The 19,740-nt window shown below is 53.6% G+C and carries 27 protein-coding genes; 5 read left to right on the forward strand and 22 right to left on the reverse strand.

The window, feature by feature from the left end; genetic code table 11:
• The first annotated feature begins 103 nt into the window (after positions 1-103).
• From HBM95_14880 to HBM95_14895, 4 genes are all read left to right on the forward strand, one after another.
• The gene (locus HBM95_14880; protein ID NIH44210.1) at positions 104-1,465 is read left to right on the forward strand and encodes a tRNA 5-hydroxyuridine modification protein YegQ; all 1,362 of its coding nucleotides are present in this window, start codon (positions 104-106) and stop codon (positions 1,463-1,465) included.
• A gap of 345 nt (positions 1,466-1,810) precedes the next feature.
• Positions 1,811-2,182 (forward strand): hypothetical protein, encoded by a 372-nt coding sequence (locus HBM95_14885; GenBank protein ID NIH44211.1) that lies wholly within the window; start codon positions 1,811-1,813, stop codon positions 2,180-2,182.
• Between the two features lie 382 nt (positions 2,183-2,564).
• Complete coding sequence (locus HBM95_14890) at positions 2,565-3,392, forward strand: RES family NAD+ phosphorylase (protein NIH44212.1); 828 nt, start codon at positions 2,565-2,567, stop codon at positions 3,390-3,392.
• A gap of 139 nt (positions 3,393-3,531) precedes the next feature.
• Positions 3,532-4,410, forward strand: coding sequence for a hypothetical protein (locus tag HBM95_14895; protein NIH44213.1), 879 nt, complete (start codon positions 3,532-3,534; stop codon positions 4,408-4,410).
• Positions 4,411-4,637: 227 nt separating this feature from the next.
• Here HBM95_14895 and HBM95_14900 read toward each other — a convergent pair whose 3' ends face one another.
• From HBM95_14900 to HBM95_14965, 14 genes are all read right to left on the reverse strand, one after another.
• Positions 4,638-4,859: a DNA-binding transcriptional regulator gene (locus HBM95_14900; protein NIH44214.1), complete on the reverse strand. Its 222-nt coding sequence runs from the start codon at positions 4,857-4,859 to the stop codon at positions 4,638-4,640.
• A 76-nt stretch (positions 4,860-4,935) separates the two neighbouring features.
• Positions 4,936-6,105 (reverse strand): phage late control D family protein, encoded by a 1,170-nt coding sequence (locus tag HBM95_14905; GenBank protein ID NIH44215.1) that lies wholly within the window; start codon positions 6,103-6,105, stop codon positions 4,936-4,938.
• Positions 6,102-6,566: a phage tail protein gene (locus tag HBM95_14910; GenBank protein NIH44216.1), complete on the reverse strand. Its 465-nt coding sequence runs from the start codon at positions 6,564-6,566 to the stop codon at positions 6,102-6,104. The genes HBM95_14905 and HBM95_14910 overlap by 4 nt, the downstream gene beginning before the upstream one ends.
• A gap of 12 nt (positions 6,567-6,578) precedes the next feature.
• On the reverse strand, positions 6,579-9,023 hold the full coding sequence (locus tag HBM95_14915; GenBank protein ID NIH44217.1) for a phage tail tape measure protein: 2,445 nt from the start codon (positions 9,021-9,023) through the stop codon (positions 6,579-6,581).
• Complete coding sequence (locus tag HBM95_14920) at positions 9,013-9,135, reverse strand: GpE family phage tail protein (GenBank protein NIH44218.1); 123 nt, start codon at positions 9,133-9,135, stop codon at positions 9,013-9,015. Before HBM95_14920 ends, HBM95_14915 begins: the two co-directional genes overlap by 11 nt.
• A gap of 32 nt (positions 9,136-9,167) precedes the next feature.
• Entirely contained in the window at positions 9,168-9,476 is a 309-nt protein-coding gene (locus tag HBM95_14925) for a phage tail assembly protein (protein NIH44219.1), read from the reverse strand.
• 60 nt (positions 9,477-9,536) lie between these two features.
• Positions 9,537-10,055, reverse strand: a complete 519-nt coding sequence (locus tag HBM95_14930) for a phage major tail tube protein (GenBank protein NIH44220.1) — start codon at positions 10,053-10,055, stop codon at positions 9,537-9,539.
• 12 nt (positions 10,056-10,067) lie between these two features.
• Entirely contained in the window at positions 10,068-11,261 is a 1,194-nt protein-coding gene (locus tag HBM95_14935) for a phage tail sheath protein (protein ID NIH44221.1), read from the reverse strand.
• A 124-nt stretch (positions 11,262-11,385) separates the two neighbouring features.
• On the reverse strand, positions 11,386-11,982 hold the full coding sequence (locus HBM95_14940; protein ID NIH44222.1) for a tail fiber assembly protein: 597 nt from the start codon (positions 11,980-11,982) through the stop codon (positions 11,386-11,388).
• Positions 11,982-12,968 carry a phage tail protein gene (locus tag HBM95_14945; GenBank protein NIH44223.1) on the reverse strand — a complete coding sequence of 329 codons (987 nt, stop codon included), beginning with the start codon at positions 12,966-12,968 and terminating at the stop codon, positions 11,982-11,984. The genes HBM95_14940 and HBM95_14945 overlap by 1 nt, the downstream gene beginning before the upstream one ends.
• Positions 12,965-13,573 carry a phage tail protein I gene (locus HBM95_14950; GenBank protein NIH44224.1) on the reverse strand — a complete coding sequence of 203 codons (609 nt, stop codon included), beginning with the start codon at positions 13,571-13,573 and terminating at the stop codon, positions 12,965-12,967. The genes HBM95_14945 and HBM95_14950 overlap by 4 nt, the downstream gene beginning before the upstream one ends.
• Positions 13,566-14,474, reverse strand: coding sequence for a baseplate assembly protein (locus tag HBM95_14955; GenBank protein NIH44225.1), 909 nt, complete (start codon positions 14,472-14,474; stop codon positions 13,566-13,568). Before HBM95_14955 ends, HBM95_14950 begins: the two co-directional genes overlap by 8 nt.
• Before the next feature lie 6 nt (positions 14,475-14,480).
• Positions 14,481-14,831 carry a baseplate assembly protein gene (locus HBM95_14960; protein ID NIH44226.1) on the reverse strand — a complete coding sequence of 117 codons (351 nt, stop codon included), beginning with the start codon at positions 14,829-14,831 and terminating at the stop codon, positions 14,481-14,483.
• Positions 14,828-15,469 carry a phage baseplate assembly protein V gene (locus tag HBM95_14965; protein NIH44227.1) on the reverse strand — a complete coding sequence of 214 codons (642 nt, stop codon included), beginning with the start codon at positions 15,467-15,469 and terminating at the stop codon, positions 14,828-14,830. The genes HBM95_14960 and HBM95_14965 overlap by 4 nt, the downstream gene beginning before the upstream one ends.
• Before the next feature lie 109 nt (positions 15,470-15,578).
• Between HBM95_14965 and HBM95_14970 the strand changes: the two genes are divergently transcribed.
• Complete coding sequence (locus HBM95_14970) at positions 15,579-16,826, forward strand: ATP-binding protein (protein NIH44228.1); 1,248 nt, start codon at positions 15,579-15,581, stop codon at positions 16,824-16,826.
• 33 nt (positions 16,827-16,859) lie between these two features.
• Here HBM95_14970 and HBM95_14975 read toward each other — a convergent pair whose 3' ends face one another.
• The 8 genes from HBM95_14975 to HBM95_15010 are packed head-to-tail and all read right to left on the reverse strand — an operon-like array spanning position 16,860 to position 19,707.
• Positions 16,860-17,315 carry a phage virion morphogenesis protein gene (locus HBM95_14975; protein ID NIH44229.1) on the reverse strand — a complete coding sequence of 152 codons (456 nt, stop codon included), beginning with the start codon at positions 17,313-17,315 and terminating at the stop codon, positions 16,860-16,862.
• Positions 17,308-17,775 (reverse strand): phage tail protein, encoded by a 468-nt coding sequence (locus HBM95_14980; GenBank protein ID NIH44230.1) that lies wholly within the window; start codon positions 17,773-17,775, stop codon positions 17,308-17,310. The genes HBM95_14975 and HBM95_14980 overlap by 8 nt, the downstream gene beginning before the upstream one ends.
• Positions 17,738-17,983 carry a holin gene (locus HBM95_14985; GenBank protein ID NIH44231.1) on the reverse strand — a complete coding sequence of 82 codons (246 nt, stop codon included), beginning with the start codon at positions 17,981-17,983 and terminating at the stop codon, positions 17,738-17,740. Before HBM95_14985 ends, HBM95_14980 begins: the two co-directional genes overlap by 38 nt.
• On the reverse strand, positions 17,871-18,296 hold the full coding sequence (locus HBM95_14990; GenBank protein NIH44232.1) for a LysB family phage lysis regulatory protein: 426 nt from the start codon (positions 18,294-18,296) through the stop codon (positions 17,871-17,873). The genes HBM95_14985 and HBM95_14990 overlap by 113 nt, the downstream gene beginning before the upstream one ends.
• Entirely contained in the window at positions 18,293-18,802 is a 510-nt protein-coding gene (locus HBM95_14995) for a lysozyme (GenBank protein ID NIH44233.1), read from the reverse strand. Before HBM95_14995 ends, HBM95_14990 begins: the two co-directional genes overlap by 4 nt.
• On the reverse strand, positions 18,786-19,007 hold the full coding sequence (locus HBM95_15000) for a primosomal protein (protein NIH44234.1): 222 nt from the start codon (positions 19,005-19,007) through the stop codon (positions 18,786-18,788). The genes HBM95_14995 and HBM95_15000 overlap by 17 nt, the downstream gene beginning before the upstream one ends.
• Complete coding sequence (locus HBM95_15005; GenBank protein ID NIH44235.1) at positions 18,998-19,201, reverse strand: phage tail protein; 204 nt, start codon at positions 19,199-19,201, stop codon at positions 18,998-19,000. The genes HBM95_15000 and HBM95_15005 overlap by 10 nt, the downstream gene beginning before the upstream one ends.
• Complete coding sequence (locus HBM95_15010) at positions 19,201-19,707, reverse strand: head completion/stabilization protein (GenBank protein NIH44236.1); 507 nt, start codon at positions 19,705-19,707, stop codon at positions 19,201-19,203. The genes HBM95_15005 and HBM95_15010 overlap by 1 nt, the downstream gene beginning before the upstream one ends.
• Between the last annotated feature and the right edge of the window lie 33 nt (positions 19,708-19,740).

A 19,740-nucleotide genomic window follows, 5' to 3' on the forward strand; every position in this document is an offset into this window, starting at 1 on the left:
CTCCCCTGCAGCGCTACAATGCCCGCCCTTAAAGTGGGGGATCTCCCCTTACCGCTGCACCTGGTGCACGCGGATCTGACCTGTCATCAGAACGAGAACAAACATGTTTAAACCGGAACTCCTTTCCCCGGCGGGAACGCTGCAAAATATGCGTTACGCTTTCGCCTATGGTGCCGACGCCGTTTACGCGGGCCAGCCGCGCTACTCGCTGCGCGTGCGAAACAACGAATTCAACCACGAGAACCTGCAGCTCGGCATCAACGAAGCGCACGCTCTGGGCAAAAAATTCTACGTGGTCGTGAACATCGCGCCGCACAACGCCAAGCTGAAAACGTTCATCCGTGACCTGAAGCCGGTGGTGGACATGGGGCCGGACGCGCTGATCATGTCGGACCCGGGTTTAATCATGCTGGTTCGGGAGAACTTCCCGGAGATGGATATTCACCTCTCCGTACAGGCTAATGCCGTCAACTGGGCGACGGTCAAATTCTGGAAGCAGATGGGGCTGACCCGCGTCATTCTGTCCCGCGAACTTTCGCTGGAAGAGATCGAAGAGATCCGCACCCAGGTGCCGGATATGGAAATCGAGATCTTCGTTCACGGTGCGCTGTGCATGGCCTACTCCGGCCGCTGCCTGCTCTCCGGCTACATCAACAAGCGCGACCCGAACCAGGGCACCTGCACCAACGCCTGCCGCTGGGAATATAACGTCCAGGAAGGCAAAGAGGACGACATCGGCAACATCGTCCACAAGCATGAGCCTATTCCGGTGACCAACGTCGAGCCGACGCTGGGCATCGGCGCGCCAACCGACAGCGTGTTTATGATTGAAGAAGCCAAACGTCCGGGCGAGTACATGACCGCCTTTGAAGACGAGCACGGCACCTACATCATGAACTCGAAAGATCTGCGCGCCATTGCCCACGTTGAGCGTCTGACCCAGATGGGCGTGCACTCCCTGAAGATCGAAGGCCGTACCAAATCCTATTACTACTGCGCGCGTACCGCGCAGGTGTACCGCAAAGCCATCGACGATGCGGCAGCCGGTAAACCGTTCGATACCAGCCTGCTGGAAACCCTGGAAGGCCTGGCACACCGCGGCTATACCGAAGGCTTCCTGCGCCGTCATACCCATGACGACTACCAGAACTACGAGCACGGTTACTCGGTTTCCGAGCGCCAGCAGTTTGTCGGCGACTTCACCGGCGAGCGCAAAGGCGCGCTGGCGGCCGTCGCGGTGAAAAACAAGTTCACCAAAGGCGACAGTCTGGAGCTGATGACCCCGCAGGGCAACATGAACTTCACGCTGGAGCATCTGGAAAACGGTAAAGGCGAAGCGATTGACGTGGCGCCGGGCGACGGTCATACCGTCTGGCTGCCGGTGCCTGAAGAGGTGGAGCTGAAGTTCGCGCTGCTGATGCGTAACTTCAACGGTGAAAGCACCCGAAACCCACACGGCAAATAGTCAATCAGGGAAATTTTTTCGCGCTGGGATAATTCTTAGAATCGGATCACATACCGCTTCGTTCAATACGGGTATTATCCCCCCGCTGAAAAACATAACCCATAAATGCTAGCTGTACCAGGAACCACCTCCTTAGCCTGCGTAATCTCCCTTACGCGGGCTTATTTTTTTGCATTAACACACGGAAATAAAAGGATTTATTTCTGGTCAAGTCCACACATTGACCACATCGAAAAAAGCCCTGCCATGTGCGGGGCTTTACTTTTCTATTATTCTAATGACACAATAAATTTCAAACATCTGTTTAATAAGGAAATTATTTTGAAACTCCTGAAAATTACGCTCATGCTATCCATCGCCCTCTTGTCCTTTACCTCACAGGCAAATGACGTCGCCACTATGAAAAAATCACTTAAACCATGGCAGCCAATCGAGGTTTCTAAAAGCAGTGACACGCTGACGGTGACACTCAACGAGAACCAAATTACCCCTACCGTCTACGATGCGATTATCAACGCCGGTGCCTGCATGGATATTTGGACAAAAGATGTCCCCATGAAATATCTGAAAACAGTCAAAGAGCTGCACATTCTCAACAAGCATAAAGCGCAGGGTTATGTGCTGGAAAACCCGCTCGATACCTGTCAGGAAATGGGGAAAGCAACGCCTGAGAAAGCAAAAGGGATCATGCTTTCACATACACGGCTTTTTAAGTAATCAGCATACAAAAAAACCTCGTTTTTGCGGCAATGCCGTTCAGTTAAGGAATTGAGGTTCGATAACACACACCTCGAGCGGAGTAAACATGTCTGAAAGCCTTGTTCATTCGTTATTCCTTGATGCACAAAATAAATTTTTATTCATAAAATCGTTTAGCCGTTCGACATTGTCGGTGTATGGGCTTTCCCCTACGCCTTATCTGAATGCTGGCGCTTGCCTTTCGTGTTCAACTAACAACTTCTAGAAAGTCATGATTTTTTGCACTTGTACATTGAAAAATAGCCATAAATTGTTAGCCTGTGCAATAGACTCAGCGACAGGAAAACGTCAGCATGCAGTGTAAGGCTAATAACGAAGTTTTAAAATTATAGGAATGGTCATGGATAATAAGCTAAAGGTAATTGAATTAAATAGCCTTGATCTGTTTCGCAAAGAATTACTAACCACTACAGAACCAGAAAAAGTGGAAGGATTGCTAAGATGGTATCTTCAATCATATGGCGGTGTTAACTTCAAGTTCGGTTATGACAGGCCAATATTTAGAGCACGGAAGTGCTCAAACGAATGCGGATATAATAATATCAGTGAGATATACCCCCCTCCTCCAGAGAAATGTAAAATAGGCCGAATGAATGAAGGTGGACAAGATATCTTCTATGGTGCCTATAGTATCGGAACAGCTTTAGCCGAAATTAACGCAAAGGAAGGGGATTATGTTCACATAGCTCATTTTGAAATGCCGAAAACCTCAGAGTCTGGAATGCGATGTTTTGCTATCGGCGAGGTATTTAATGCGTATCACGGTGTAAATACAATTTCAATCGAAGTGTTTAATGAAATTCGGGACGCCATTAGCAGGATTGGTAAGGATGACATCCGTGCTTTACTATCATATTTGTATATGGATGCCCTTTCTGCTGAGTTGCTAAATAGTGTCAATGCCCATGAGGTGAATTATATTTACTCAAGGATTTTTTGCCGTATTCTTCTTGATAAACATTCTGACGTTGATGGTCTTATTTATCCTAGCGCTAAAATAAAAGGGACGTCAAATATCGTTTTGCGCACTGAAGTTGTCAAGTCAAAAATGCAATTGGCTGCAAATCTTGTATTTAAAGTAAATAAGATTTACCCATATGGAATAGTTGATTTTAGTATAGTAAAACAGGCCAAAGGCTATACGCCAGATGGACGCATTGTATGGTAAGCCGAACTGCGGTTTGCTGGTTGAGAAACTGATGGGTCAGTTTGCGAGGCCGTCGCGCCTCATAACCTGATTGTTAGTGTCTGCTTGTTTTGGTAAGCCCATGCGCGTTCAGGCTTGTATCTTGTTGAAGGAAATAAAAATGACACCTGAGTATAGAATTGATGCTGAAAAAAGAATTGCTGATTATTTGATATCTCAAAATGTAGATAATATAAAGTACATGCAGGTTGAACAGTCATTTAACGAACTAGGCCACGAAGTTAATATTTGGAATGTCAGAACTAAAAACGATGGTAATTGGTGGGTTGCTGAAGGTGAATGCGTCCCTTTAAATCTATACACTCAAAATGAGTATTTCTTCTCTGCTGATGAAGTATATTCCTTTCATTTAGGCATAACGCAAAGACTGCAAGCAAAACATCATAATGATTTCAAACATGTTATTGATGAACTGCCTTTAGATATAGAGATGCTTCGCTCCATAAGTCGTAGGCTAAACGCGAGCGCGATTGCTCTGAACCATATTGACGGCCCTGAAAACATCCAAGCCATTGGGTTGACTTGCCGGGAAAGCATGATTGAATTAGCTGCGCATCTTTATAAAACACATAAGGATATCTTAAAAAAAGAGAATGTCAAAGCTGCTGACTTCAAGAGTATATGCCGTATAGTCATTGGGTTATATGCTACAGGAAAACGTAATTCGAGCTTAAGAAAATATTGTCGTTCGACTATTGAATCCGCGTGGGATTTATCCGCTGAAACGGTGCATTCTTCAAATAAAAATCTTCCCGATGCAAAAATTTGCCTCTTACTTACTTGCACTGCTGTTTCATTAATTCAAAACCTATTCCTTAAATTCATTGGTTTTGATCGTGAAATAAAATGCCATAATTGCCACAGTTTAAAAAGCGATATTTTTGAGTCTGAAAATGATAAACAACTACATGTAGTGTGTGTGGAGTGCGGGCACGTGGTGCAGGTTATTTCTGAAGAAGAGGTTGACGAGAAACCCTAGAAATACAGTGACTTCTAAACAAGCAGAAAGCCCGAGTTTATGGGCAGTCCACACAACGGGCGATGTCGATTAATTAAACAATTTGATCTAAGAGAATTTCATTTTTGTGCATTAAGGAATAACTAAGGAACAAGGCTTTCAGCCGTTTCCTCCGCTCGAGGTTCGGGTTATCGAACCTCAATTCCTTAACTGAACGGCATTGCCTCTTTTGCGGGGTTTACTTATGGTCACTGCCAGTGAATTTGTTGCTGGCCGGATGATGTAGGGTGCGGTGCCGCTGGTACTACTACCCCCGGCGATACGATAAAGCGCTCGACCGTCTCAGTGGTCACAAACGTCGCGCTGCAGTTGATGTTTGTGCACTGGTGATAGCGCTCTTTGGTCGTGTCAGTAAAATAGCGACTTGTGCGGGCGTGAGCGGCGAAATGGCATTTTGGACAGTGAAACATGTCGAGCACCTCATTTATTTTCCGATGCGCTAATTTTACTCAGTTTATCTTTATATAACAAACACATAAAAACAAATCACTGCGTTAATTCTTCGCTTTCGTACTCCACATCCGAAACCTTAACCTCAAGCTCTAAGCCCGTCGTGTAGCCGTTGCTGTTAAGGTTATGCACCACCCGGCTGATTATCCAAGCCTGCTCGTCTATGACGCGCTTAAAGCCTTTCACCGCGACTGGTGTTTCAGGAAATAAATCGGCGCGGCCAATAGCCAGCGATATTGAAAACTCAGCGACGCCTCGCTGCAGCTTGTCCCACTTCGCCTGAGCGGCGCGCATGGCCTGCGCCTTTGTCGCGTAGATGGTTGTAAGCTCCAGCACGTTGTCAGCCTCACCGGCCATATACTCACCCTCGCGCGCCTCCTGCTCTTTTTTGGCTTTGGCATTCGCCGGGGCTTTGGTCGCTTTCGGGTGCTGCAGCGCGCGGAGGTGCTTCTCTTTGGGCTTACGCTTGAGCTTCACCTTTTGCTTTTGCGGCTTCGGGTCTTTGGTGTGCAGCCATTTTGCCGACACACCGGTGTAGGCTTCCCGGTCAGCAATGGCAAACTGATGACGATCGCCGTCCCCGCGCTCAAGCGTCATCTGCGGAATGGGCTTCCCGCTGGCAGTCTTACCGCTCCCCGCTTTCAGGAATAACAGTTTCCCTGCTTTTACCGAAACCGCCGCCCCGTTCCGGTCTGCCAGGCGGGACAGAAACACCGCGTCGGATTCCTGCGACTGGTCAATGTGAGGCACTGTGACGGCTTTCAGCGTGTCGGCCACGCTGGCCGTCAGCTTATTGCGTGCCGCAATCGTCTCGACAATTTGCCCGAGCGTGGTGTCATGCCATGACTGTTCCCGGCGCGAGTTCAGCGACCCGCGAAAATCAGCGCTTCGCCCCCTGATAGTCAGCGTATCAGGCGCGCCCCTGTGCTCGATTTCGTCGACAGTGAACGTCCCTTTTTTTATCAGCGCGGAATCCTGCCAGCCTAACCACAGCGTCAACGTTGCGCCGCGCGGTGGCAAAGCTATCTGACCGTCAGTGTCATCGAGCTCGATATCGAGCTGGTCGGCCTCGAATCCGCGATTGTCGGTCATGGTCAGGCTGATAAGGCGGTCACTAAAATCCTGCGTGATATCGTCGTTATCCAGCTTGAGCATAAACGCCGGGGCTATCTTCGCCCCGGCCTGAATATCCATTCCCGTAATCATCCCGCCAGCCCTCCCAGCCAGTCACCGGCAGACGTGACCAGATTGTCGGCCTGCGTTTTCAGGTCGCCATACATGGCCGCCAGCGATTTCTCGACCCGTTTAAGGGACAGGCTAAACTCGATTTTTCTCGCCGCCCCGTCACTGAATAGCTCGGTGTGCGTGTGCGTCACTTTGTCGATGACATACATGCCGTGGATCATGCCCGTTCCGTCAATCAGCGGCCACGCGCGCCCCTCGTCTGCCATCAGCTCGATGGCGGTCAGTGACAGGCGTCCGCCGGTAATTTCGGGATAGAGAACACCCGACAGCGTGCGCGTGGTTTCCCCTTCCCCGAGATACTGGTAAGCCGGTGGCTTGCCGATACGGTCATTTGACGCCCAGCGGTAATCCTTCGAATACTGCATGGACTGATAGGGCAGTGTGCGGCGCTCAAATACAAATAAGCCCAAAACCATTAACATGCTTTATCCCCCTCAGTCATGACGCATACTTGAGCGCTGACGCGCACGGTTTTCCCGGTCGAGTTTATCGACAGCCTCTCGGAGCTGGCGGTCAAGGTCGCTGCCCGGCGCGATGCCACCATTCAGGTGAATGTTGTATTCAGGCTTGCTCTGGTCGACGTAAGTCTTACCCGTGGGCGCAGTTACCGGCTGATACTGATAGCCTCCATATGCAGAGGTTGCCGGAATATAAGACCTATTTTGTGAGCCGGTGGCGGCACTGGCTTTTGCGGCCTTCTGGTCAAGGTCGCTTGATTCTTTATTGATAACCCCGAGCTTTTCCAGTAACCAGTTAACGCCGGTACGCAATGTATTAAAGCTTTTGAGCGGTAACATCAGCGCTTCGGCCAGCATCTTACCGAACATCACACCCGCATTTTTGCAGCTGTCGAGCGTCTCCTGCGTCGACTTAACCGGTGCGATCAGGTCTTTAAACCACTGCCACGCCGCTTTAAGTTTGTCACCCAGCCAGTCAAAAACCGGCTTTAACGGTTCGAATAACTCCACTACAGGGGCAAAAGCCTGCTTTATTCCCTCCATTACGCCTGAGAAAAATGCGCTTATTGGCTCCCAGTATTTGCGGATGAGCAGCGCACCGGCGATGATGGCAACGCCAATAGCCACAATCGGCCAGGTAAGCGCCCCGAGCACAGAGACAATGGCTGCCCCCATTGCGGCCAGATTTGCACCGAGAACACCGGCAGCGGCCATAATCACGTTGAAACCCGTTACCACCGGCCACGCTATCAGGCCAATCCCGCCCAGCACGCCAATCAGCGCCAGCCCACCACCTGCAATTAACCCGATGGTTGACGCAAGTGTTTTGTTATTGGTGATCCAGCCGTCGAGCTTTAAAACATATTTCGTGGCGGTTTTAGTGAGCTCACGCAGTGAGCCCTCCTGCTGGTCAAACAGGTCAGTACCGACGGCCTCATAGGCTGACTGGAATTCTTTGAAGTCGCCGCCGAGGTTGTCCTGCATGATTTTGACCAGCTCAGCGGTTTTCCCGTCCGAGGCTTTAAACGCCGCCGTGAGCTGGTCGAGTTTGCCGCTTGAGGCAGCGGTCATCAGTACCGCCGCCGCCGAGCTGGCTTCCTCACCGAAAATGGTTTTCATGTATTCGCCTTTCTGGCTTGTTCCGAGATTGTTTTTCTCAAAACTGCGCTGCATTTCTTTCAGAATGGCGAATATCGGGCGCGTGTTGCCCTTGCTGTCAGACGTTTTAACGCCGAGCTCTTTGATTGCCTCGTATGCCTTACCGGTCGGAGCCTGCAGGCGACTCAGGACGGCACGGCTGCCCGTCCCCGCCATCGAGCCGGTGATTTTGGCGTCATGGAGCGAGCCGACCATCGCGGCGGTCTGCTCGATACTGACCCCGGCATTTTTTGCCACCGGCGCAGCATAGGTCAGCGCGTCGCTCAGCCCGTCAAAGTCAGCGGCCGTTTTGTTCATGGTCATCGACAACACGTCGCCGATGTGTGCGATCTGGTCGTTTGACATCTGAAACGCGGATTTCATACCCGTCAGCAGCGCGGCGTTTTCTTCCATCGAGCGACGGTTAGACAGCGCCATATTCAGCGTGACTGGCGTCGCCGCCTGAATCGCTGCGGCATCCCCGCCGCTTTTCGCAATGATAATCTGCGCGCTCGCCGCATCATCTGCAGACGCAGCGGTATTGTCCCCGAGCTGGCGCGCCTGTTTGCGCAGCGCCTCCATTTCGGGTGACTGTTTATCGACCCCGAGCACGGCCTGTAGCTCAGAGTTTTTCTGTGCAAAGTCATAACCGGGTGTAAGTAATTTCACTCCGGCCATCGTTCCCGCCGTGGCGATACCGACGCCCGCCGCGCCTGCCGCTGCAGCGCCTCCGGCAAGGGATTTACCGGCCTGATAACGCTCTTTAACGCGACTCAGTCGCGCCTGCTGTTGACTGACCCGCGCCAGTGCCTCGCGCTGCCGGTTTAGCTGCGCAGTCGTTTCACTGATGCTGGTTTTCAGGCGGCGCTCATCCGCCGAGAGAGTACGGGTGTTAATCCCGGCCTGCGCGAGCTCGGTGCGCTGGCGCTGTACCGACTGCCTGAGGCTGTTGTATTTGAGCTGCAGGTCAGCGGCGGATTTCTTTGCCGCCTCCATCGCGCGCGCCTGCGCGGTTGTAGGGTTCTGCGTGTTTTTAAACTGGACGGCCAGCGCGGCGGCTTCCTGTTTCGCCTTGTTAAGCGACTGGCCTGTCACGGCAAGCTGTGCGCTCGCTTTCCTGAATCCGTCAATTCGGCCAGCCTGCGCATTCAGTTCGCGCAGGCTGTTTTGAGAAGTGCGGATATCGCCGGCAAGGGTCTTGCTGGCAGTCTGGATAGCTTTAAGCGGTCGGCTTGCCCGGTCAACTGCGTTCAGCAGTACCTCAAGTCTGACGTTATTGCTCATGGTGGTGTCCGCTTCGCTGCAGCGCCTTTTCGCGCCATGTGATGAGCTCGGTCACGCTCAGGGAATTTAGCTCTGATGGCGGCCAGTGAAATATCACCGCGATATCCGCCATCAGGTCATCGACCGAAAGGTTATCCGGGAAGGTCAGCGAGCCGAAGATGGCGACAAAAAACCGACCACCTTTCCGGCGAACAAAATCAGGTCTGATGCTTCCAGACGCATGACCTCGGGCTCGGTCAGCGCCGGGTACGTCATGCGCGGCAGCACCTTAATCAGCGCATCGACGTCAGAGTTAGCCAGCGAGGCCAGACTCACGCCGCGCAGAGTCCCGGCGTTGGGTTTGGACACGGTCACCTGTTCGATTTTTTGCTCACCGCGCATGATGGGATTATCGAGGATCACAATGTTCGGGTTTTCGGTTTCGGTGGTGACGGTTTCGTTGATGTTTTCCATGATGTTGCTCTCTTTGAATGTGAGTAAGTGACCGGCCAGCCTGGCTGACCGGTTAACGGGTTACAGGCCAATCGCCCGGCGGTGCTCAGCGAGACGGTCGACGCCGTCGACTTTCATCACCATGTTGACGACGTCAATCTCGATGACCTCTTTGCCGTCAATCGTGAGCTGGTAATACGAGCACTCGGTCGCGATTTTGGTCGTGCCGCTTTCGCCCTGTTTGTTCTCGCCGCCGTCGTACTCCTTGTGACGGCCACGCATGACCACCTCAACGGCGGAAATTGCGCCGGTATCATCGCGCTGGAATGAGCCGGTGAAGCGCAGCGGCACGCTGTCGGCACCCGGTGACGCGTACTGCGCCCACAGCGCGACGTCAGGCAGGCCGCCCAGCGTCCACTCAAGCGACAGCGCGTCGTCGTCGAGGCCGAGGTCAATAGACACCGAGCCCGGCATCCCGCCGCCGCGATATTTCTCAAGCTTGCGGGTCAGCTTTGGCAGGGTGACGGATTCAACGACGCCCATGTAGCTGAGACCGTCGTTAAACATGTTCAAGTATTTCAGTTTGCGTGGTAACGCCATGCTCTGAGCTCCTTAGCTGTTGACCGAGTCTGACAGGTCTGCCAGATAGGTATCGGTGATGCGCTGGCGCAGGGTCAGGTTTTCCAGCGGCGGGACGGGGGTGTAGTCGTAATCGATATACAGTTTCCCGGCTTTGAGGGTTTCCACGCTGTTTGACTCCGGGTCGTACCAGCAGGAGCCGTCAACGATATAGCCGTTGTTTTTCAGCTCGCGGAATTTGGCATTGATACCGGCGACGATGTCGCGGATGAGCGTTGCAGAAACGGGCTTATCCATCGCCCACGCGTGCGCTTCCGCCATCGTGTCGGCCAGCACCTGCGCCGTGCGGGTGTAGTTTTCAAACACGAATAATGGATCGTCCGAGCAGGTTCGGTTACCCCAGAATTTAAAGCCATCGTTGCGGATGAGCGTTGTCACCCCGGCCTGATTCAGCAGGTTGGCGTCGGTGGCCTGCTCCTGCAAATCCCATGAGACCGAGGCGCTGACGCCGGTGACGCCATTCACGCCGACGTTGGACAGCGTTTTGTGCCAGCCGGTATCCTGGTCGATTCTGGCGCGCAGGCCGAGCGCGCGGGCGGTCGCCCATGCAATATCGGTTTCGTTCGCCATGGTGTCCCATGCCAGAAAATCAGGGTGAATGACCATGAGCTCGCGCTGGCTGAAGTTCTCACGGTATTTAATGGCGTCGGAAATGGTCTTGCAGCCCCACGCGCTCACATAGCCGAACGCGCGCAGGCTCTGGCAGGTCGACGCAAGCGCGGTCGCCACTTCCTGCGTATCCAGCCCCGGCACGCCGAGAATGCGCGGCTTAACGCCGGTGACGGTTTTCGCTGTTAACAGCGCTTTCAGCCCGGTGTATTTGCCGTTTTCGTCGGTCGTGCCGATGATGTTGGAAATGGTTTCTTTCTGCGCCGCTTCCGGGTCTGACGGGTCGTCGACACCTTCGGGAACGCGCACCACCACAATGACCGGTTTGCACTGGTCGGCGATGGCCTGCAGGGATTTTGACAGCGTGCCTTTTTTACCGGCCTTACCGATCGCCGTTTGCACGCTGGTAATCAGCACCGGCTCGTTCAGGGGGAATGTCTTTGCGTCAGCATCGCTGGCCGTGCAGACCATACCGATGATGGCCGTCGAGACGGTGGAAATGGTGCGCGTGCCATCATTAATCTCGATGACCTCGACGCCGTGATGATAGTCGCCCATCTGTTTAACTCCGTGGTTAAGGGGTGCGACTATTTTCTGTTGTGTGTCGCGCAGGCGCGATGCAATGCCGTTGGTGGAGGGATAACACAACATACAAAAAAGCCCTCCGGGTGGAGGGCTTCGTTTATTCTGGTCTTTCCGGCCATTCAATATCCGGTGCCGCAGAGGTGTCGATCGCGTTCAGCGCCTGAATGTATTTCATCCATATAATCAGGCTGGCCTTGTCATTGTCGCTGATAATGCCGAGCTGCAGCTCGGTTTGCCAAAGGCTGATAGCGCTTTGCGTCTCTGTCAGCAGAGTGGATTTTTTCTGTTCTGCCTCCTTAACCTGACCGCTTTTCTGCGCGTTCTTATCCGTGACCCATTCGCTACCGTTCCAGCGGTCATAGGGGGTCGACGGTGCAATCGTAGTTACGCCGACGGCATAGTCACCGGGCGCGGTAATGTTGACTGGCTGACCGGTTTCCGTGTCATAAACCGTCTCACCGCGGTGGTCTGCGACATACTCCCACCCGTCAAGACTGGCCGCGCGGCACACCGCGAAACCTTCTTTTTCTTCGACCGGTGCATCGGTGCAGGAATTAGCAGGAATCCCCACGCCCAGCGCCAGAAACTCGACAGAGGACGTCAGATATTCGCGGGTTTCACCGTCATAGTTATAAACGGTCATGTCACCGGCTTTTATGGTAATGCCCTGTTTATTCAGCGTTGCTTTCGCCATTATGCCGCCCTCACGATGTAGTTAAATGCAACGTTGCGTGGGCGAGCGCCAAATGATGACTTTTGCCCGGTAATTGTTGAAATTATCCCTGACGTGCTTATGTGTGACCATGACGGGCTGTTGTCGACAACGCTATCAAAATCACTCAGGGCTATGTATAGAGTTCCATCAGAATAACCACCGGGGAACATCCCAACCCCTGAGCCAAACTGAGCGGATAATAGCGCTCGTCCATTATCTATCCCGCGCCCGTCATCCCACCCTCGCAAAAACTCACTGCGCAAGTCAGGCAATTTACCGGATGGATAAGCGACAGCCAGCTTTGGATATTTCACCTTGTCAAAAACCGCGCCGTTGCATTTAAGCCAGCCCTCCGGCGGAGTTGCCTGTGGCCACGGCAGCGGAAAACCGACCGGAATATATTTATCAATATCCGCCGTTTTGAGGTATTGCGTGTGCGGGTCTGCAGCGGCGAGGTGTGCGGCCAGCAGATTATCGGCATAGGCTTTCACCTCGATAACCTTATCCTCGACATACTGGCGCGTTGCCAGCACCACCGACGGGTCGATTTTCAGGGTAATCGCCGACGTGCTCGACACAATCAGAATCATGCGAATGGTCTGCGTGCGGCCGCTCCCCTCCTGCAGCTGCGGTTTGTAGGTCTCCGGGCAGTTTGCCACGGCAATCAGAATCCCCTCATCATCGTAGAGGCCAATCTCGCGGATCCAGAAACCGCCCTCATTCTCGGGAATAATCTGTTCCGCGATAATCTGGCTGGTATTGGCCGGGTCAACGTTTAGCAGGTTCAGCGGCGCGATGCGCTTCTGGTTAATGAGCTTTGTCTGCGACGGGTCCGGGGTCGGCAAAGTACCATTCGCATCGCCGACGGCCATCTGCGTCAGGTTTAGTCTGGTACCGAGTGCCGCCGCGTTCGCCAGCCGCGCCGCGCCCTGATTGGTCAGAATGGCAAAATATTTTGCGGTCATGCGTTCACTCTCAGGTTATCAATCAAATGGATGGCCGAGGCCGGGTAATATTCACCGCCGACGACAATCTCCTCGGGGGTGTAAGGGTAAACGGTCAGTGAGTCGCCGTCGTAGCATCCCGCGCCGACATACAGCTCGCCGGTCGCACTCAGGCTGATAGCCAGCCCGGTGAGGTGGCGGCTTGCCGGTTTGGCGTCTTCAATCAGGCGCTCTAGCTCCTGATACATTTCGTCAGTGATGCCACTGTCGAGCACGCCGACAACGAGGCGGAAGGTGCCTGGCGCCTCATTGAGTTGCCACCACTCGCGCACCTCAATCAGAAAGCCGAGCGGCTCGACCACCCGACGCAATGCGCTGATGGTGCCTTTGTGCTGATGGACGAAAAACGACGACGCGCAGACGCTGCGCTTTGTCGCCTCCGGCCACTTCTCATCCCACCGGTCGACCGACAGCGCCCACGCCAGATACGGCAGCAGGTTTACCGGGCAGGTGCGCCAGTTCCACAGAGTGCGCAGCGGTACCGGCACGCGCTGAATGTCAGCGAGCGCGGCAGCGGCGGCGACCTCCAGCGGCGACGAGCCAACGGGTAACAGCCGGTCACTCATCCGAGCCCCCGATAGTTATCTGGTACTCGGTACAGTTCGACGCCTGCGACTTACTCAGCACAATGTCGGCCTGCGGTGATGCCAGCTCGACACGCTGCACCCCCTCAACATGCAGCGCCGCATAAATGGCTGACAGGCGGATATCACGCCCGAGGCGGTGCTGCGCACTGATATAGCTCTGAAGCCTCTGCTCCGATGCCTGCCTGATGGGCTCAGACTCGGGGCCGGGGTAAACGTAGATCGTCGCATCAATCTGGTACGGTACAATCTCCGCCGACTGGACGGTCACCCGGTCAGCCACCGGTCGCAAATCTTCGGCGTTCAGCGCCTTATCAACAATCGCCAGTAATTCAGGGCTCGCGGTGCCGTCACCCTCGCGCGATAAAACGGTAATCGTCACGCAGGCGGGCGACGGGCTTTCGACCGAGACGTCAGCGACCCGCCCGTCGGCGCTGCGGCCGTGATACTCATAAGCACCGACCGGACCCGCCACGCTCAGGCCTTCAAATGCCTGTTGCGTACGCAGACGGAGGTCGGTGTCGGACTCCATAACAGCAGGCGTCGGCGGTATGGTGGTGTCATCCGCCGGGGTGATGGTCAGTCGCGCGGTATTGTTGTTCCCGGCCACGACGTCAAGATCGTGACCGGTTGAATAGGCCAGCGTTACCGCCTGCGCGGCTTCATTCACACGCTGACGCCAGATAACTTCACGGTAGGCGTTTTCCTGCAGTAGCTTCACAATCGGCTCTGACTCAAGTGCCAGCGTCCGGGCGATAGCCTCCTGCTGATTTTCGGGATAAAGCGAAATTAGCGTCGCAATGCGTTCGGCAAGAATGGTTTCAAAGTCCAGTTCTTCCACCACATCGGGAACGGGTAACTGATTCAGGTCAACGGTTGCCATAGTGATTTAACTCAGTGGAATGGTGATGAAAAATGGCTGGCCGCCGGTGGAGCGGGTGCCGGTGATGTCGACATACAGCCCGCCGTCGGTCTCCGACCGTTCAAAGGTAATGGTCGAGAGGTCTACGCGTGGCTCCCACTTCTGGATCGCGGAATAACACGCGGCCATAATCTGCAGGCGCAGCGCCGGAGTCTGCGGCTGGTCAATCATCTGCGACAGGAGCGAGCCGTATTCACGACGCATGACTCGCGAGCCAACCGGCGTGACCAGAATGTCGCGCACGCTTTGCCGGATATGCTCAATCTCAGAGACACTGAGCCCGGTCTGGCTGTTCATTCCCAGATAACGCACCGTCATTGCGTCCCCTTAGTCCAGCTTCCGCCGCTCTGTACGTTGCCGTGCGCGTGGTTATCCACCTGCACACCGTTTGATTTCAGTGTGCCGCCGGTGTGCTCGATGTTCCCGCTCATCGTCCCGCCTTTCAGCACTTCGAGCGTGCCGGTCGTCAGCTTGTTGGTGCATACAACTTCCGGCGTATCGAGCGTGATACGGGTAGAGGCTTTCACCAGCACCACCGGTACGGTGGCCGTAATGGACTCAGACGCGGTGACGTCGGCGGTCTTGATGCCTGACACGGTTAGCGCCCCGCTTTCGGGTTCGTATTCGATAACCGCCCCGTCAGGAAAGGACGCATGAAATGCATCAGGAGAGGCAGACGGCGCGGGATTGTCATCAGAGAAAATGCCGGGCAGCACAAACGCGGTATCGAGCTCGCCGCCGACAGCCAGTAAAAGCACCTGCTCGCCAACAGATGGAGCCCACCATACGCGCGAGCGACCGGCGCGGCAGGTTAGCCAGTTCAGCCAGGTGGTTTCCATGCCGCCGGTCTGGACACGACAAAGCCCCTCGTCGTGGTCGATGTCTGTCACGATGCCGGTGCGGATAAGGTTGCGGATCGCGCGTGCGATTTCCTGCAGAGAATTTAGGTTAGTCATAACGCTATGATGAATTAATTATCTATAAATCCTACCTAACTCACTTGTATTACATATCTCACAACGATAGATTAATGATGCCCTTTCATTGAAAAAAGGAACAATAACAATGCATGCAAAGGATGTATTTACACCGGGTAAATATCCCACCCACACTTTAGTTGACGTCCATTTGGCGGCAAAAGAGCAGCAACTCAAAGATGCGCTTGAGCTAGGGACAATGCTTGTTTCGATATCTGGACCATCTAAATCAGGTAAGACTGTCTTTGTTAAAAAAGCATTGGGTAATGAAAATCTCATAGAGATAACAGGTGCAGGAATTCACTCAGCAAATGACCTTTGGATGCGAGTATTTGATATATTAGGCACTCCCGTAACCCAAGTTCAGACAAAAACCCATACCAGTTCAGTTTCAGGGACTGGTAAGGCGTCAGGTCAAGCAAGCATATTTGTTGCTAAGGCAAATGTTGAAGGGTCTGTTACTGGCGGTTATTCACATGCATCACAAATCGCTGAAAGTTTTTCTGTGGATCCCTTGCAATTATTAAAAAAAGAGATCGGCGGGACAGACTTTGTTGTTTTCATTGATGACTTTCATTACATCAGCAAAGAGGTTCAAGCTGAATTAGCTAGACAAATTAAAGATGCCATAGCCAACAACTGTAAGTTTATATGTGCTTCAGTCCCCTATCACTCAGATGATGTGATAAGAGGTAATGCAGATTTAAGAGGCCGAATTTTTAATATCGACTTTGACTATTGGGATGAAAGCAACCTTACAATGATTGCAGAGATGGGCTTCAAGCTATTAAATATCGCCCCGGATACTAATGTCATCTCAAATCTCGTCAAAGAGTCAGCGGGCTCACCACAACTTATGCAGTATCTCTGTCTCAACTCTTGTTATGAAATTAATGCGCGCTCTACATCAATAACATCGACTACATATCCTAACAACCCTGACCTTTTAGAAAAAGTTTGCAGAAGGACGCTTGCGTCTGCTGACTATAGTTCGATAGTTGATAAAATGAGAGATGGACCCAAAACGAGAGGCTCTGACCGTAAGGCATATATTTCGACAGAAGGTTGGCAAGGTGATGTTTATGTTTTCCTATTAAAAGCAATCGCTCTCAACCCACCAACATTAACATTCCGATATGCAGACTTAGTCTCCCGCGTTCAATCCTTATGTATTGGCGAAAGTCCTTCAGGCTCCGGCATAACGAGCGCTTGTCAACATTCTACTGCCATAGCAAACACCGCTGCTGCAAATAATATAATAGAATTCGACCAAGAAAACGATGTTCTCGATATTAGAGATCCTTATCTTTTATTCTATCTCCGCTGGATGGATTAAATTTATTCATGGGCGCTTAACGCGCCCTTGTTTTCATGTGTTTTTATGTATCGATTGCATAATTATTTTTTGTACCAACTCTCTGCTTGTCCCATCAAAACCTAAAAGTGGCCGCGCTACATATTTCACTTCCTGACTAAAGTGATTAGGTTTATCTGTCAAACCAAACTGATGTACATTTGCAATTCGTTGCACTTTCTGCGTAAATTCCACCACCGCGCTGTTTTCACGGCCAGTGGCTTTCATGTACCGGCTTGTCCTGAGCTTCTGGAACATCGCCCGTTTAATCCGCCCGGTCTTAGCCCTGAGGCGTTGTCGCTTTCGCGCCTGATAGTGGGAGCCGTCCGGGGCTTTTTGCAGTTTTATGCGTTGCTGTTGCGACTTGCGCAGCTCTTTTGCTATCTCCCCGGCCAGCTTCCGGCGCGCTGCCGGTGACAGGGCAGCGATCAGACCGTTGAGTCGGTCTTCAAAGGGCTTAAATTCACTCATCCCATTTACTCGCCAGCTCCCCGTCAAGATAGAGCTCTTTTGGTGGAGTTACGGGTTCCGGCAGCGGAGGCTCAGGGGCATAGCTCACGTGCAGCGCGCCGTTTTCCTCTTTGATAATGGTTCGCTCGGTTAGCTGCAGGCTGATACTGATATCAACACTGTCCCCGTCGTTCAAATCCATCTGGAAACGGTAGCCCTTTTTGCGGCCGTCATCGAGCGTGCAGATATCCGGCTGGTTTTCCCTGAGCCACGCGGCCACCGGTACGAAAATCATGTCAGGGTCGCCCACAAAGTCACACACGATCACGTTCAGGGTATAAATTTTCTCATGCGACAGCGAGGACGCGAGACGCGCATCGATATTCCCCTCATCGGCAAAGATGCGCATCATTTCGGGGTTTGTTTCAAGCTGCGGGACGGCTTTAATCAGCGCTTCGCGCAGGCTGCGTGCTTTCTTCATCGAGTTTATCCTGACAGTCTTTGACGGTTTCAACCTGCAGCGCGCAGGCGGCGAGCGCGTGCTCAAGCCTGCGAATATCGGCGCTCAGGTCGCCATTAGTGGCCGGGTCGCTTCCCGGCATCGGGCAATAGCTCACCTTCGGGCAGGCGCTGTAAACAATGACCGGCGGAGGCGCAACCGACGCGGGTGTGCAGCCGACGCACAACATCAGGCAGCTCAGCGCTGTACCAGCGGCGTAGGGTTTCATTCTCATTAATCAGCCTCGTAATGGTTTCTTCACGCCGCACGGCCATCGCACCGGCGGCCAGCAGTTCGCCGCGTAAACTGACCTGTGCGGTTTCATTTCGCCTGGCAATTCCCTGCGAAACGGAAAGCTGATTTTTCAGCATTCCGATCGCGGTTTTTTGTTCAGTGGCGACCCTGTTCGCCCGTTCAAACGAGCGCGTCAGGTTGCCGTTTGCATGACGCTGCCAGAGCACAACCGCAATAAGCGCGGCCAGTAAAAACAACATCACTTTCATTGAATCCCCCTGAGGCAGTAAGCACGCTCGCGCGCGCGGCGGTTTTCCAGCCCTTTGTTAATTTCGCCGTTCACGTAAACCCAGCGGGTAAGCTGGTCGCACGCCTGCGGCCACTGCTGGCGTTTGATAAACGAGACCAGCGTCGACCGGCAGGCCGCGCCGGTTCCCACATTGAATGAGAAACTGACCAGCGCGTCGTAAACCTGCGGCGGCATTTTTACCGGCGCGCATACGGCCAGACGTTTCTCGACGTTCAGCACATCCGCGACGAGATTCGCCGCCGCCTGCCGCTTGGTGATTTCCCCCTTTGGCACGACGCCTGCAGTGTGGCCGATGCCCGACGTCCACACTCCCGCGCTGCACTGGTAAGGCGTCAGGCGACAGCCTTCGAGGTCGGCAATCAGCGCCAGCCCCCCGGGCGAGGTGTTAAGCAGACGAAAGTCAGGCATCAGCGCTGCCAGCGCCAGCACGGAGGCCACACTGCACTTTTTAACGATTGATTTCACGAATAGCCCCTTTATCGAGTCCGAGGGACGTCAGATAGATATAGGTTTTGCGCTTAAACCAGTAGTTCGTCAGCGCGGTAAAAATGGCGCATCCGCCGCCCACGTAAAGCGCCATCTTTTCGGGGGACATTGCCCCGACATACGCCAGCCCCACGGCCAGCCAGTAGGCGATAAACGTGGTGATTTTTTCCATACTCAGTCCCATAGATTCACCGTTTCGGTTCTGGCCGCGCTCTCGGTCTCAGGCAGCTCAATTGCCGTGCCGTGCGGGAGGATGACGCCGAGCTCAGACAGGCCGGGATTTGCCTCTAAGACGGTTTCGACCACGCCCTCAGTGCGCCCGTAGTACCGGGCGCAAATCGCGTCGAGGGTGTCGCCCTGCAGCGCATATGCTTTCATCAGATTTGCCCCACAATGCAGCGCGCTTTGTCCTGGATGCGCGCGACAGACCAGCGCATATCCCGCCACATTTCATCGATAGTGCTGTCGATGCTGTCGGCTTTTTTGTCCCCTTTGGCGGTCGCATCCACGCCGCGAAAACGCTCATAAAGCGTGGCCGTCGTCATCGAACACACGGCGTTGAAGTAGTGGAAAACGCGCACGCTCTCGCCGTCGAGCTTGTCCGTCGGGACATCCGCCAGCGTGGCGTAACCGGCATCGAGCTGACTTTCGCGCCAGTCGCTCAGCTCCGCGTTAGTCTCCGCGATCGCGGTCTTAATCGCCCGGCGCAGGCGCACGGGGGAAACGGTCTGCTCTAAACGCATTTCCTCGCGCACGCGCTTCGGATCAACGTCAGGAAAAAACGGGGTGTTTTTGATTACCGGCTCGCTCACGCCCGGTGGCGGTATCACCACGCCCGGCACATCCTGCGGCTCTTTTTTTGGCTCAATAATCAGCGTCGTCATGACAACCTCGGGTAATGGGTGGGCGGTGGACGC

The organism is Enterobacter asburiae (assembly GCA_011754535.1).
GTDB lineage: Bacteria > Pseudomonadota > Gammaproteobacteria > Enterobacterales > Enterobacteriaceae > Enterobacter > Enterobacter cloacae_N.